This is a genomic window from Enterobacter sp. MGH85 (genome assembly GCF_001037655.1).
Taxonomy (GTDB): domain Bacteria; phylum Pseudomonadota; class Gammaproteobacteria; order Enterobacterales; family Enterobacteriaceae; genus Enterobacter; species Enterobacter intestinihominis.
Genome location: NZ_KQ089925.1, coordinates 2,658,567 through 2,673,208, shown reverse-complemented (window position 1 = coordinate 2,673,208; position 14,642 = coordinate 2,658,567). Strand labels below are relative to the sequence as shown.

General features: G+C 55.8%; 9 protein-coding genes, 2 tRNA genes and 1 pseudogene. 6 read left to right on the top strand and 6 right to left on the bottom strand.

All coding sequences use genetic code 11. The annotated features are described in order from the left end of the window. Positions 1-74: 74 nt before the first annotated feature. Positions 75-150: transfer RNA gene (locus SK51_RS12585), tRNA-Asn, on the top strand. 99 nt (positions 151-249) lie between these two features. On the opposite strand, the gene cbl is transcribed toward SK51_RS12585, so the two are convergent. After that, entirely contained in the window at positions 250-1,200 is a 951-nt protein-coding gene (gene cbl / locus SK51_RS12580; RefSeq protein WP_003859532.1) for an HTH-type transcriptional regulator Cbl, read from the bottom strand. Positions 1,201-1,296: 96 nt separating this feature from the next. After that, a complete protein-coding gene (nac, locus tag SK51_RS12575) occupies positions 1,297-2,214 on the bottom strand; it encodes a nitrogen assimilation transcriptional regulator NAC (protein ID WP_022648585.1) in 918 nt (305 codons plus the stop codon). 320 nt (positions 2,215-2,534) lie between these two features. Between nac and SK51_RS12565 the strand changes: the two genes are divergently transcribed. Then, positions 2,535-2,610: transfer RNA gene (locus tag SK51_RS12565), tRNA-Asn, on the top strand. A gap of 83 nt (positions 2,611-2,693) precedes the next feature. Here SK51_RS12565 and ldtA read toward each other — a convergent pair. The 3 genes from ldtA to SK51_RS12550 all read right to left on the bottom strand — a co-directional run bounded on the left by ldtA (position 2,694) and on the right by SK51_RS12550 (position 6,861). Beyond that, a complete protein-coding gene (ldtA, locus tag SK51_RS12560; RefSeq protein WP_032671311.1) occupies positions 2,694-3,626 on the bottom strand; it encodes a L,D-transpeptidase in 933 nt (310 codons plus the stop codon). 62 nt (positions 3,627-3,688) lie between these two features. Beyond that, on the bottom strand, positions 3,689-6,382 hold the full coding sequence (locus SK51_RS12555; protein ID WP_023306544.1) for a cation-transporting P-type ATPase: 2,694 nt from the start codon (positions 6,380-6,382) through the stop codon (positions 3,689-3,691). 47 nt (positions 6,383-6,429) lie between these two features. Further along, positions 6,430-6,861 carry a universal stress protein gene (locus SK51_RS12550; RefSeq protein ID WP_023306545.1) on the bottom strand — a complete coding sequence of 144 codons (432 nt, stop codon included), beginning with the start codon at positions 6,859-6,861 and terminating at the stop codon, positions 6,430-6,432. A gap of 472 nt (positions 6,862-7,333) precedes the next feature. Here SK51_RS12550 and SK51_RS12545 point away from each other — a divergent pair. The 3 genes and pseudogenes from SK51_RS12545 to SK51_RS12535 all read left to right on the top strand — a co-directional run bounded on the left by SK51_RS12545 (position 7,334) and on the right by SK51_RS12535 (position 12,443). Then, positions 7,334-8,419, top strand: a pseudogene (locus SK51_RS12545) (efflux RND transporter periplasmic adaptor subunit). Then, the gene (locus tag SK51_RS12540) at positions 8,419-11,481 is read left to right on the top strand and encodes an efflux RND transporter permease subunit (protein WP_032676173.1); all 3,063 of its coding nucleotides are present in this window, start codon (positions 8,419-8,421) and stop codon (positions 11,479-11,481) included. The pseudogene SK51_RS12545 and the gene SK51_RS12540 overlap by 1 nt, the downstream one beginning before the upstream one ends. 38 nt (positions 11,482-11,519) lie before the next feature. Continuing rightward, entirely contained in the window at positions 11,520-12,443 is a 924-nt protein-coding gene (locus SK51_RS12535) for an acyltransferase (RefSeq protein ID WP_160863192.1), read from the top strand. Here SK51_RS12535 and pagP read toward each other — a convergent pair. Beyond that, positions 12,440-13,015 (bottom strand): lipid IV(A) palmitoyltransferase PagP, encoded by a 576-nt coding sequence (gene pagP / locus SK51_RS12530; RefSeq protein ID WP_023300518.1) that lies wholly within the window; start codon positions 13,013-13,015, stop codon positions 12,440-12,442. The two genes, SK51_RS12535 and pagP, sit on opposite strands and share 4 nt — an antisense overlap. A gap of 256 nt (positions 13,016-13,271) precedes the next feature. On the opposite strand from pagP, the gene shiA reads away from it, so the two are divergent. After that, a complete protein-coding gene (gene shiA, locus SK51_RS12525) occupies positions 13,272-14,588 on the top strand; it encodes a shikimate transporter (RefSeq protein WP_023306549.1) in 1,317 nt (438 codons plus the stop codon). Positions 14,589-14,642 lie beyond the last annotated feature (54 nt).

Genomic DNA, 14,642 nt, shown 5'->3' with positions numbered 1-14,642 from the left:
AAACGAACAAAAACGGTGTTTTCCCCTTTGACAAGGCGCACGCAGGTCGATAATATGCGCCTCGTTCACACGATTCCTCTGTAGTTCAGTCGGTAGAACGGCGGACTGTTAATCCGTATGTCACTGGTTCGAGTCCAGTCAGAGGAGCCAAATTTGAAAAGCCTGCTTTTAAAGCAGGCTTTTTGCTTTTGTAGGTTCGGTAAATTTGCCGGGTGGCGACTGCGCCTTACCCGGCCTAATGATTAACGACTAAATCTGATAATCAATCGCCACCTCTTCCGGCTCCATCACCTGGCGTTTGATCTCATCCACGGACAGCCCTGCATTGCACAGCTCGATAAATCGCCACACGTAGTTGCGCTGAAGCTGCCCGCGCTTTAGCCCCAGCCAGACGGTATTCGCGTCGAAAAGATGACGCGTATCCAGGCGCACCAGATTTCCGGCTTCATATTCTCCGCCAGACTGCTCGGCCACCAGGCCAATCCCCAGCCCTAACTCGACGTAGGTTTTGATCACGTCGGAATCCTGTGCGCTCAGCACCACGTCCGGTGTGAGCCCTTTACGCTTGAACGCTTCATCAATGCGCGAGCGTCCGGTAATGCCCTGCCGGTAGGTAATCAGCGGCCATTTGACGATCTCTTCCAGCGTCAACGGCGAAACCTGATTTAGGGGGTGATCGGCGGGTAACAGCAGGCTGTGATGCCAGCGGAACCACGGGAACGCCACCAGCAGCGGGTCGTTGCTCAGCCGTTCACTGGCGATACCAATATCTGCCCCACCGTTATGCAGCAGCACTTCGATTTCCTGCGGCGTGCCCTGGATCAGTTCCAGACGTACGTCCGGGAAGATCTCACGAAATGCTTTGATAACGGTCGGAAGACTGTAGCGCGCCTGCGTATGGGTGGTGGCGATTGTCAGCACACCTGAAGCGTCGTTGGTAAAGAGATCTGCCAGCCGACGAACGTTGCTGGCCTCGTTGAGAATGCGCTCAGCGATGGTCAGCAATGCCTTGCCTGGCTCCGTCATGCCCAGCAGGCGCTTGCCGCGACGGATAAAAATCTCAATGCCTAACTCCTCCTCAAGCTCGCGGATATGTCGGCTGACACCCGACTGAGAGGTGTAAAGCATGTTAGCGACCTCGGTCAGGTTGTAATCCCGCCTGGCCGCCTCACGAATAATTTTAAGTTGCTGGAAATTCACGATTCACTCCGGCGCATCTGACATAAGGCTATTGTTAGAGTCAGCCGGGCTGGAGAACAAATAATAAAAACCAGCATCTTATGCTTATTTGGAATATCAGCTGACCAGTTGCAGCTCGCGATTTTCCAGCGACGGCTTACTGACCAGAGACATCAGGATCTCTTTCACCGCCTGCGCCTGCGGTGACAGGGAGCCGCGCGCGGACATATTCAACGACAGCGGTAAGCTCATGGATGGCGTGGTGATGCGGGCCATCCAGCCATTCGCCGCGCTGCACAGTGAACGTGCGGCAGACTCGGGCAGTACCGTTACCCCCATGCCGCTGGCAATGGCGGCAGTCAGCGTGGAGATGGAATCAATCTCCCCGATAATCTTCGCCGTCAGACGGCGCAGCGAGAACGCTTCGTCAACGCGAACACGCACGGCGCTGTAGTCGCGCGGCAGGAACAGGTTCATCTCTGCCACGGCGGTTAAATCAATGCTCTGGCCGGGGCAATCACGGGTCCCGACCAGATAAAGATCTTCCTTAAGCAGCGGCTGGCTGGTGATCCCGGCAACCGGTGAGCGATCGTACAGCACCGCCATATCCAGCTGACCGTTGAGCAGTTTGTCATTGAGCACGGAACCACTGTTCTCATGCAGATAAACCAGCACTTCCGGTAGCTCCGCGCGCACCGCCTGAAGCAGCGGCATGGTTACCGACGATGCGGCCGTTCCCGGTGCCAGGCCGATGGAGACATTCCCGCTCAGGGTCTGACCTACGTTGTGCACGGCCAGTTGCGCCTGTTCGCACTGACGCAGGATCGTACGGGCATGGGTATATAAAATTTTTCCCGCTTCGGTAGGCGTTACGCCGCGCTTGGTGCGGATCAACAGTTGCTGGTCCATTTCGCCTTCCAGAGTCGCGACCTGCTGGCTCAGCGCAGGCTGCGCGATATGCAGCACTTCAGCCGCCTGGGTCAGGCTGCCGATATCGACGATTTTTACGAAGTATTTCAGTCGTCTTAAGTTCATGTTGCCCCCTGTTCGAAAATAGCGTGCCGGTAACGGCTGTGTTGTTAAACAGGTTTTGCAATATGGATGCCAGGTTTTGGCAGCGAATAAATATCTTTGCTAAGCGGCTGAAAATAAGGAAAGCCAATCGCTGGTGCCTGTTTTCAGACAGTGACAACGGATTCCGATCTGCCCCATTCGGGGTATATCTGCACAATAATGGTGCATTCCGTTGGCAAAAACGTCAGTTTGCTGTTTTTGTCAGCAAACAGTCTAAAGTCGGCGATCCATCCTTTGACAAGGCGTACGCAGGTCGATAATATGCGCCCCGTTCACACGATTCCTCTGTAGTTCAGTCGGTAGAACGGCGGACTGTTAATCCGTATGTCACTGGTTCGAGTCCAGTCAGAGGAGCCAAATTTGAAAAGCCTGCTTTTAAAGCAGGCTTTTTGCTTTTCTGCGTTTGGTACGTTTGTCGGGTGACGCTCCGCTTATCCGACCTACGGTCCTGTAGGCCCGGAAAGCGCAACGCCACCGGGCATTGCAAGCCTCACCGGCATCCCCGACCGCCGTTCCAGCTCAGCGCCCGCCCCTTCACTTATCAGCTGCGTCCTTTGCGCGGCCGAAATGGGCAGCGGCACTTTTCGGGTTGATTCAAATTCCGCGCGATTGCGTGAAAGCGGCTCGTGAACCTCTACCCAGCGGCTACCATCCGGCTCGGTGGTCACTTTTACGGGCTGATCGATAAGCTGTACCCGCGTCCCCACCGAAACGTTATCGAACAGGTATTTGATATCGTTATTACGCAGGCGAATGCAGCCCTGGCTGACGCGCAGGCCAATGCCGAAATTTGAGTTGGTACCGTGGATCGCGTACAGCCTGCCGATATAAAGGGCATACAGCCCCATCGGGTTATCCGGCCCGGCGGGCACGAACGCGGGCAACGTTTTCCCCTCCTTCGCGTAAGCACGTCGCGTATTTGGCGTGGGTGACCAAGTTGGGCCTTCCTGTTTGCGCTCAACGGCGGTTACCCAGTTACGCGGCGTTTCGCGCCCGGCCTGACCAATGCCAATAGGCAGCACCTCAACCGTGTTGCTGCCGGGTGGATAATAGTAAAGACGCATTTCGGCGACGTTCACCACAATCCCTTCACGCACGGTTGGCGGCAGAATAAGCTGCTGCGGCACCACCAGCGCTGTACCGGCACGTGGTAAAAACGGATCTACCCCCGGGTTAGCTTCCAGCATATTGCTTAACCCTTGCCCGTGCTGCGCTGCAAACGCTTCGAGCGGCAGGGTATTGCCTTCAGGTACGGTGACAGTTATCGGCGCTCCCACCAGGCGGCTCCCCTCGGGAGGGAGTGGGTAGGTTACAGCAGATGCAGCGGGAACCAGTATACAAAGCGTAAAAACGAACGCGGCAAATCGAATCATAGTGTTCTGTACTCGGTCAAAGAGAAAGCCTGCCGGTGGGCAGGCTTAGCCTACTCATTCAGTTAACCTTTCGTCGTGCGCCATCTCCGGGTAAGGACTTTTTCCGCTTCCACAATCATGAACATTGCGAACCCGATCAGGAAGGTAATGATCCAGTAGCGGAACGGCAGCGCTTCGGTACCGAACAACATCTGCATAAATGGCGCATAGACGATCAGAAGCTGAAGGGCCAGAAGTACGCCGCTCACGATCCATATGCCCTTGTTAGCCAGCAGACCTTTACTCAGGGAGAAGCCGTCGGTGACGCGGCAGTTGAGCATGTAAAACCACTGGGCAGTGACCAGCGTTTGCAGCAACACGGTGCGGATGAACTCCGCCGAGTAACCGCGCGGTTGCAGCCAGGCCTCCAGCACAAAGGCGCTGATGGCAATCATCAGGCCGACAAACACCACGCGCCAGATGGCGTAACCGTCCATCACGTGCAGGTTAGACTTACGCGGCGGCCGGTTCATGATGTCCTTCTCACCCGCTTCAAACGCCAGACCAAACGACAGCGTTGCCGAGGTTGCCATGTTCATCCACAGGATCAGTACCGGTGTTAACGGGATCAGGTTCCCCGCCAGCAGGGCAATAATGATCAGCAGGGCCTGGGCGATGTTGCTCGGGATAACGAACAGAATGGTCTTTTTCAGGTTGTCGTAGACCCGACGCCCTTCATGGACCGCCCGGGCAATGGTGGCAAAGTTATCATCCGTTAACACCATATCGGCGGCTTCTTTGGTGACTTCAGTACCTTTGATCCCCATCGCGATGCCGACATCCGCCCGCTTCAGCGCAGGCGCATCGTTCACGCCGTCCCCGGTCATCCCGACCACTTCCTGCTTACTTTGCAGCGCCTGCACCAGACGGAATTTATCTTCCGGGCTGGTTCGGGCAAAGATATCGTATTTTTGCGCCGCCTCGCTCAGCTGGTGGTCGTCCATCGCCTCCAGTTCGCGCCCGGTAATGGCGCTCGCCGCGTTGCCAATACCCAGCATCTGACCAATGCTCATCGCCGTTTGTGGATGATCCCCGGTAATCATTTTCACGCGAATGCCCGCCTGCAAGCAGTCGGCAATGGCCGAAATGGCTTCCGGGCGCGGGGGATCCATCATGCCCGCAATGCCGAGCAGTATGACCCCCTCTTGCAGATCCGCATGCGTCAGCTCGCGCTGCCCGCTGGCGGCCGGTTTCCAGGCCGCAGCCACCATGCGCAATCCTTCGCGCGCATACTCTTCAATCTTCTCTTCCCAATAGTGCAGGTTGAACGGCTCCAGCCCGTTTTGGGTCTGCTGGTGCTGGCAAAGACGGAAAAGGACGTCCGGCGCACCGGTGATTAACATCACCTCTTCGTCGCCCAGGCGATAAAGGGTGGACATGTATTTATATTGCGAATCGAATGGGATTTTACTGCGCAATTCGGCGTCAATTGCCGGAAGCGGGATTTTTGCCGCCAGCACCTTCAGCGCGCCTTCGGTGGGCCCGCCGGTGATTTTCCATAGCCCCTGCTCATCTTTGATCAACTGACTGTCATTACAGAGATCGACGGTGCGCAGATAGCGCTCCAGCACAGACCCCTGGGTCACGGTTACCGGTGTTGGATCGTCAACAGGGTGAATATTGCCCACCGGCTCGTAGCTGTCTCCCTCCACGCGGTAGGTGGTGTCCGCGGTAATCACCGCTTTTACCGTCATCTCATTCATGGTCAGGGTGCCGGTTTTATCCGAGCAGATCACCGTCATCGCCCCCAGCGTTTCCACGGTAGGCAGCTTGCGAATAATCGCCTTGCGACGCGCCATCGCCTGCACGCCCAGCGAGAGGATGATAGAGATAATGGCCGGTAAACCTTCCGGCACCGCCGCCACCGCAAGGCTAATCAGCGACAGCACCAGCTCTGATACGGGCATATTACGGAAGATAAGACTGAAAACGAACAGCGCCAGCATCATCACCAGAATGGTGATAAAAATGGTCTTGCCGAGCTTGTCCATTTGCACCATCAGCGGGGTACGGTGTTTTTCAATGTCCGACATCATCTGGTTGATATGGCCGAGTTCGGTCTCCCCACCGGTCGCCACCACCAGCCCTTTTCCCCCGCCGGAGCTGACGGTGGTGCCAGAATAAAGCAGGTTGTAACGGTCGCCTAACGGCAACTCCCCGTGGAGCGCATCGCTGCTTTTCTCCACTACCGTGGATTCGCCGGTAAGAATAGCTTCTTCCACCCGCAGGTTGTGCGCCTCTATTACGCGAAGGTCGGCAGGAATGCGATCCCCGGCGCGTATCACCACGATATCTCCCGGCACCAGCGCTGTCGTCGGGATAGTTTCATGGTTGCCCTGCCGGATGACCACAGCCTCGCTGGAGAGCATATTACGAATGCTTTGCAGCGATTTCTCCGCATTGCTCTCCTGAATATGTCCAATCAGGGCGTTAATGATAGCCACCCCAAGAATGACAAACATATCCACCCAGTGTCCCATTATCAGCTTCAGCAGCGCCGCCGCCAGAAGGACGTAAATGAGAACATCGTTGAAATGGGCCAGAAAGCGCAGCCAGCCGGGTTTACCCGGTTTTTGCGGTAAGGCATTTTCACCGTATTTTTCCAGTCTGGCGGTGGCTTCTGCACTGGTAAGTCCGTCCAGGCTGGATTGGATATTTGTCAGGGTTTCATCAACGGTCTGTTGATAATACGGATGGTGAGGCTTTTCTGTTATCATCGTTCCTTCCTCGGGTTCTTTTCAGAAATCACCTTGCTTTCATGTCATTAACGAATAACGAAAACAGGAACATGTGCATAACGAACGATACTCGCCGCCTCTGACCCTAATAAATGGGTTTGAATATTGGGATTGCGCGACCCCACAATAATCGCGCCGACGTTAAGTTCATCCGCCAGTTTGATTACCTCATCACGTATATTCCCGCTGCGAACATGTAGATGGACATTTGCTTCCGGCAGGCTGATTTTTTTTACCAGCGCGGCCAGTTTTTCTTTAGCATTATTAATCATATATTCATCCATCTTTCTCGCGTCTGCAATAAAACCGCGGGTCAGTTCCGCCGAGAACTTTGGCATAACGTACAGCAGATGGACATTACCCGATGCGCTTTGCGCCAGGAATTGGGCATGCTGTAGCGCTTTATCAGACAACGCTGTTTCGTATACATCCACCGGCACCAGAATCGTTCTATACATATCAAGCATCCTTTTTATAACCAACACAACAGTGAGTGAATCAGGAGAGATCGCATCAAACCCATGGGTACAGGCGTGAATGCCTTTTACGGAAAAAAGGAATGGATGCTATTAAACGTAGCACAGGAATATCAGGATGTTATTCAAAGGGGATACGCTATCGTATCGCTTGTTTCGCCTGAGTATGTCACGCCACTAATAATGGTTATTTAACATTTATTTATTCACCGACTATGCTCATAGTCAGACATGCAACATGTTCATTCTCATTATCCCGCGCCACCTTCAACCTCATGGAGGAATGCATGTACGGTTTAAGCCTGATTCGCCTTGGTTTGTTTATTGCGCTTGCCATTATCGCCAGCACAGCAATCGGTTTATTTACCTATGTGGTCGTCTCGGCCCTGGCGGAATAGTGCCACCCCAGCATTGATGACGAAATAAATAAAACAATTATTATCAGGGGAATACTGTGAAGCGCTACCTCTCTCTTCTGCCTGCTGTTTTATTGCTGCTGACGGCGTGCGACCCCAAACCCGACCGCGCCGCGCCCCTGCCAAAAATGGTAAAAGTCACAGAGGTGGTCAAGGCCGGCAACGCGCAGCAGCGCGTATTTCCCGCGCGTATCGAATCCGGCGACGCCACCGATCTCGCGTTCAAACGTGCCGGGCAGATTGAGACCCTGGACATTCGCCAGGGTGCCGTTGTCAAACAGGGGCAAAGGCTCGCCAGTCTTAACGATCGCGAAGCCCGGCAGCGTCTGAACGACAGGCAAACGGCGGCGACCCTGGCTCAGCGGCAATTCGACCGCTTCCAGACCCTGGCAGGACGCCAGGCCGTGTCGAAGGCCGAGATGGATGTCCAGCGCGCAAACCGCGATTCTGCAAACGCCGCGCTACAGATTGCTCGCGAGGAATTAAGCCAGATGACGCTCGTCGCCCCCTTTAGCGGGACAGCGGCCAGCGTACATGTGCGAAATCATCAGGTCGTCTCAGCCGGCCAGCCCGTCGTCACCCTGACCCGTACCGACCTGCTGGACGTGGTGTTCAGCCTTCCAGAGAACCTGTTTAACACCTTCGATATCCGCAATGCGCAGTACAAACCGGTAGTGAGGATCAACGCCCTGCCCGGTCGCGAGTTTACCGCTGTGTACAAAGAGCACTCAGGCAGTAGCGACAGCAACACATTGACCTAGCAGGTGATTTTAACCATGCCCCGCCCGGATGATTTTCCCGTCGTGGGCGGCGTCAGCGGAACGGTCACCATCAATTTAACCAACCTACCGGCGGGCGTGGGCAGTGAGGCGCTGGTGGTGCCGGTTGAAGCGGTCTTTAACCCGGATAACCGCCCGCGCAATGAGCCACACGTCTGGGTGGTGACGGGCGAAGGCGATACATTGCACCTGGAAGATCGTAAGGTCAGCGTCGGGCAAGTCAGCGCTGAGGGGGTCGTCATCGCCGGTGGGCTTAAGGCCGGTGAACGCGTGGTGGCCGCAGGCGTTGGGGAGTTACATCCCAACCAGCCGGTACGTATCTGGACGCGTGAACGGGGACTGTAATGGATATCTCTCGTCAGTTTATCAGCAACCCGGTTCGCGTCTGGCTGACTATTCTGCTGCTGGGCGTAGGTGGCATTATTGCCCTGTTGAACATCGGCAGACTGGAAGATCCGGCGTTTACCATCAAAACGGCGGTGGTAATCACTCATTATCCGGGCGCGTCGGCGCAGCAGGTTGAGGAAGAGGTCACCCTGCCACTGGAAAACGCGCTTCAGCAGTTACCTTACCTGGATAACGTCAGCTCCATCTCCTCCAGCGGCCTGTCGCAGATCACGGTCAATATAGCCTCGCGCTACCACTCAAATGCGCTGCCGCAAATCTGGGATGAACTGCGTCGCCGGGTGGGAGATGCCGCCCGACAGTTTCCACCGGGGGTAGTGACCCCGTTTGTGAATGACGATTTTGGCGATGTGTTCGGCTTTTTCTTTGCCATTTCCGGCGATGAATTCAGCAATCCGGAACTGGTCCGGTATGCCGAGCAGCTGCGCCGGGAGTTGGTCCTCGTGCCGGGCGTGGGCAAAGTGGCCATCGGCGGAGCCCTCACCCAGCAGATTAACGTGGACATTTCTCTGAGCAAAATGGCCGCGCGCGGGATTACGCTTAACCAGCTTTCTGCCCAGCTCAGCAGGCTGAACGTGGTTTCCAGCGCGGGAGAGATCCCCTCCGGTACTGAGTCAATTCGTCTGCATCCTACCGGTGAATTCGAAAGTATTGACGAGCTGGCCGATCTCATAGTGACCCCGCCCGGCGTTGGGGCGGCTACCCGTTTACGGGATATTGCCACCCTGTCACGTGGGCTGGATGCGTCCCCTGCCAGCATCTACCATGCCAACGGCAGAAAAGCCGTCACCATGGGCGTCTCCTTTATACCCGGCGTTAACGTGATCGACGTGGGACATGCCCTGGAGGCGAAGCTTGAGCAGATGTCAGCCGAGAAACCGGCAGGTATCCATATCGACCTGTTTTACGATCAGGCGGCGGAGGTCGGGCATTCCGTCAACGGATTTATCATTAATTTCCTGATGGCGCTGGCGATTGTCGTCGGTGTGTTGCTGATCTTTATGGGCTTACGCAGCGGGCTCATTATCGCCTTTTCCCTCGCGCTCAACGTGCTGGGCACGCTGCTGATCATGTATCTCTGGGGCATAGAACTACAGCGTATTTCACTGGGGGCGCTGATCATCGCCCTCAGTATGCTGGTCGATAACGCCATTGTGGTTGTCGAAGGGGTACTGATAGCCCGGCAGCAGGGCTCGCCTCTGCTTAACGCCATTAACGCTATTATTCGCCGCTCTGCGCTGCCGCTGCTGGGTGCGACGGTCATCGCCATCCTGGCTTTTGCGCCCGTCGGGCTGTCACAGGACTCCACCGGCGAATACTGTAAGTCGCTGTTTCAGGTGTTGCTGATTTCGCTGATGCTGAGCTGGTTCTCAGCCCTCACCATTACGCCGGTGCTGATTAAATGGTGGCTGTTTAAACATGACGCAGCACCGCCAGACGCCGACGAAACGGATCCCTACGACAAACGCATCTATCGGATCTACCGGGGTTTGCTCAATGCACTGTTACGGCGTAAAGCGCCAACGCTGATGGTGATGGCCGCACTGCTGGCTGCCGCCATCTGGGGCTTTGGCTCGGTGCGGCAGAACTTCTTCCCCTCATCCAGTACGCCAATTTTCTTTGTCGACCTCTGGCTCCCTTACGGGACCGACATTAACTGGACCGAGAAGATGACCGGTGATATCGAGAAAACCATTAACGGCCAGCCTGGCGTGGAAACTACGGTCTCGACGATTGGTCAGGGAAGTATGCGATTTATTTTGACCTACAGCGGACAGCGGCAGTACAGCAACTATGCACAAATCATGGTGAGAATGGACGACCAGCGTAACATCCCCGCCCTGACCCGCCACGTTGATGAGTACATTGCACGGAACTACCCGCAGGTTAACGCCAGCACGAAACGGGTGATGTTTGGCCCCTCCGGTGACAGCGCCATTGAAATACGTATTAAGGGCCCCGATCCGGACAGGCTGCGTCTGATCGCCAGCCATGTAGACAGTATTCTTACGCGCGATCCGGCGACGGACAGCGTCAGGAACGACTGGCAAAACCGCAGCAAAGTGATCCGCCCGCAGTACGTCACCGCGCTGGGACGTGAGCTTGGCGTGGACAAGCAGGACGTCGATAACGCCCTGGAGATGAATTTCTCCGGCAGCCGGGCGGGACTGTACAGAGAAGGAAGCGACCTGTTACCCGTGGTGGTGCGCCCGCCGGAAAGTGAACGGCTGGACGCCAATCACCTGAATAACGTCCTGGTATGGAGCCAGACCCGTCAGCAGTATATTCCGCTGAGCAACGTCGTCAGCGGCTTCGCGCTGGAGTGGGAAGATCCGCTGATCCTGCGTCGCGACCGCTCGCGCGTGCTGACCGTGCAGACCGACCCTGACCCGCTAAGCCAGCAAACGTCCGGCGATATTCTCGCCCGCGTGAAGCCGCAAATAGATGCCCTGCCTCTGCCCCACGGCTACAGCATCGAATGGGGCGGGGACGCGGAGAACTCCAGCGAAGCGCAGCAGGGGCTATTTACCACGCTGCCGCTCGGGTATCTGGTGATGTTTGTGATCACGGTGCTGATGTTCAGTTCGGTGAAAAACGCCGTCGCTATCTGGCTGACCGTGCCGCTGGCGCTGATCGGCGTTACGCCCGGTTTTTTACTTACCGGGATCCCCTTTGGCTTTATGGCACTGATTGGCCTGCTGAGCCTGAGCGGGATGCTGATCCGCAACGGCATTGTGCTGGTGGAAGAGATTGAGCAGCAGAAAGCGCAGCAGGATCAGCACAGTGCGATCGTTTACGCCGCCACGTCGCGCCTGCGTCCCATCCTGCTCACCGCCTTTACGACCGTGCTTGGCCTCGCCCCCCTGCTGCTGGATGTGTTCTTCCAGAGCATGGCCGTTGTGATTATGTTTGGGCTTGGGTTTGCTACAATCCTGACGCTGCTGGTACTCCCCGTAATTTACGCGTGTTTTCATCGTAAGGACGAAGCTGAACAACAATGAATGCGACAGGGCTGAACATCATCAAGACGCTGGGCTGTATGACGGCGGTCACCTTCTTCACCATCTACAACACCTGGGACCATTACGATTATGACTATCACTGGATCCTCGGTTTTTTAACCTTCATTTCGACCATCGCCACGCCGTTGTTTTTTGTGGTTGCAGGGTATCTGGATGGGCAATCCCGACACGGCACGCGCTGGCAGCTTGATAAGATCAAAAGCCTGGTGATCGTCTTTCTGTTCTGGGTAACCATTTACTACCTGTGGGAGCCCTATCAGCGCGGATATCTTATCCAGCCCTGGTTCGTGTTCGCATTTGTCGTGATTTACACTTTTCATCCGGCGGTGGAGTGGCTCAGCCAGCGGCGAACGCTGTTTTGCGGGGTGATTGTCACCCTGCTGCTTTTCTCATACGGGTACGATTTGCTGTCAGCCCTCTATCCTGATGTCCACGTGCTTTCATTGTCGCCGCAGTATCGCCTGTGGACGTGGCTGCTGTTTTATCTGACGGGGCAGCTCTTTTGCGATCCGCAGATTGCGGCGTGGATCGGCCGCAAAAATGTGGTCAGGGCAGCGGTGATTGCCATACCGTTTATCTATCTCTTCACGTGGTTTTACGAACGGCATTTCTTTTTTGCGCTATTTAAAGCGGACAGAAACGCCTTTATCCTCACCGGATCGCAAATCTACATCCTGATTATTGCCCTGGTGATTGCGGCCAACGGCGTACGTTTTCGCCGCAATGCGGAGTTTAAAGAGTCCGTGCTGGCCGCCATTAGCAAAACGATGACCGGGGTCTATATCATGCACTACTCGGTGTTTCACCTGCTGACGGCGCTCATTCCGGTAACGTCCCTGAGCACCAAACTTGCTCTGATTGTGCTCACCTTTGTTACGTCCGTCCTGTTTTCGCTGCTGATTCTGTCCAACGCAGTGGCCAAAAAAGTGATCACACTTTAAAAGCCCAGGCGCAGCCAGGCAAACAGCACGTTGCCGTTGTTGTAGGTTCCGGGAATATAGGTGAACTGGACGGTGACGCGCTTATATCCGGCAGAGAAAAGCGGGAAGATAAACGGCAGCGGGACATAGTTAGCAAAGTCGTCGCGCGCGGTGATCCCCGCGGCGGCCCCCAGCCCCAGACGGAAATCTTTTGCGTTATCCAGATACCAGCCCTTTTCCCAGCCGTAGCCCATCGCGGGCTGCCACTCGTTATGTGAATCTTTAAACATCATGGCAAAGAGTGCGCTCCAGTTGCCCTCGTCGTTGTAGCGAGAAACGCCCAGTCCGCCGCCCCACGGCATTTCGTTGTAGTTATCCGTTTTCTCTTTGTCATACATAAAGCGGGCATGCCAGCTCAGAAACGGCAGGTAGAGATCGTAACGATCTGGCTGCTCCCAGGTCTGGGAAATATCGTCTGTTACCGCATCCCACCAGCGGTGGATGCGCTGTTCGCCGTAGACTTTTGGCTCCGCATGCAGCGGCGAAGCCACCAAAAACAGGACTACCCAGAGTGCAGGAAAGAGGCGTTGCATCGTTATTCCCTCAGCTTACGTCACACAGCGATCTTTATTACTGTAAACCATTCAGCCCTAACCGGAGCCAAACAGGCTGATTTATATTGGGACCCGATAAGATGAAATTTATTGATTCTGCGCTTTCAGGAAAGATAAAAACGTTTTCTCAGGCCGTCTGTCGCGGTAGTCTCATACGTTCCGTCAATATGACGGCTGCAACGTGAGTGACCTTTTCTTATACCAATAATTAAAAATCAGTACAGACAGGACAACTATGGACTCCACCCTCATCTCCGCTCGCCGCAACGAGGAGACACCTTCGCTTAACCGCGCCCGCCGCGCCGCTTTAGGTAGCTTCGCAGGCGCCGTCGTCGACTGGTATGACTTTCTGCTCTACGGTATTACCGCTGCGCTGGTCTTTAACCGTGAATTCTTTCCTCAGATCAGCCCCGCCATGGGCACGCTTGCTGCGTTTGCCACCTTCGGCGTCGGTTTTCTGTTTCGTCCGCTGGGCGGGATAATTTTCGGCCACTTCGGTGACCGCCTTGGCCGTAAGCGCATGCTGATGCTCACCGTCTGGATGATGGGCATTGCCACCGCGCTGATCGGTGTTTTGCCCTCCTTTGCATCGATTGGCTGGTGGGCCCCGGTGTTGCTGGTGACGCTTCGCGCCATTCAGGGCTTTGCCGTCGGCGGCGAATGGGGCGGCGCGGCACTGCTGTCCGTGGAAAGCGCGCCGAAGAATAAGAAAGCGTTCTACAGCAGCGGCGTGCAGGTAGGTTATGGCGTGGGTCTGCTGCTCTCCACGGGCCTGGTGTCGCTCATAAGCCAGCTCACGACAGACGAGCAGTTTCTGAGCTGGGGCTGGCGTATTCCGTTTATCTTCAGCATTGTGCTGGTCGTGGTGGCCCTGTGGATCCGTAACGGCATGGAAGAGTCGGCTGAGTTTGAGCAACAGAAGCGCGAAAAACCGGTCGCAAAAAAACGGCTGCCGGTGATGGAAGCGCTGGTGCAGCACCCTGGCGCTTTTCTGAAAATTATCGCCCTGCGCCTGTGCGAACTGCTGACGATGTATATCGTCACCGCCTTCGCCCTCAACTACTCCACGCAAAACCTCGGCCTGCCGCGGGAATTGTTCCTGAATATTGGCCTGGTGGTGGGCGGGATCAGCTGCCTGACCATCCCCTGCTTCGCCTGGCTGGCGGATCGCTTTGGTCGTCGACGGGTGTATATCACCGGGGCGCTTATCGGCACACTCAGCGCCTGGCCGTTCTTTATGGCGCTGGAGGCCCAGTCGGTCTTCTGGATTGTCTTCTTTGCGATCATGCTTGCGAACATCGCTCACGATATGGTGGTCTGCGTGCAGCAGCCGATGTTTACCGAGCTGTTTGGCGCAAGCTACCGCTACAGCGGCGCGGGCGTGGGATATCAGGTGGCGAGCGTGGTCGGCGGCGGGTTTACGCCGTTTATCGCCGCCGCGCTGGTGACGTTCTCCGGCGGGAACTGGCATAGCGTGGCGATTTATCTGCTGGCAGGTTGCCTGCTTTCTGCTGCCACCGCCCTGTTGATGAAGGAAACCGCGCACAGCTGATCTCCTCACTTTTGTTTCACAGGCGTGTGACATACTATCGGGTATAGCCGCACA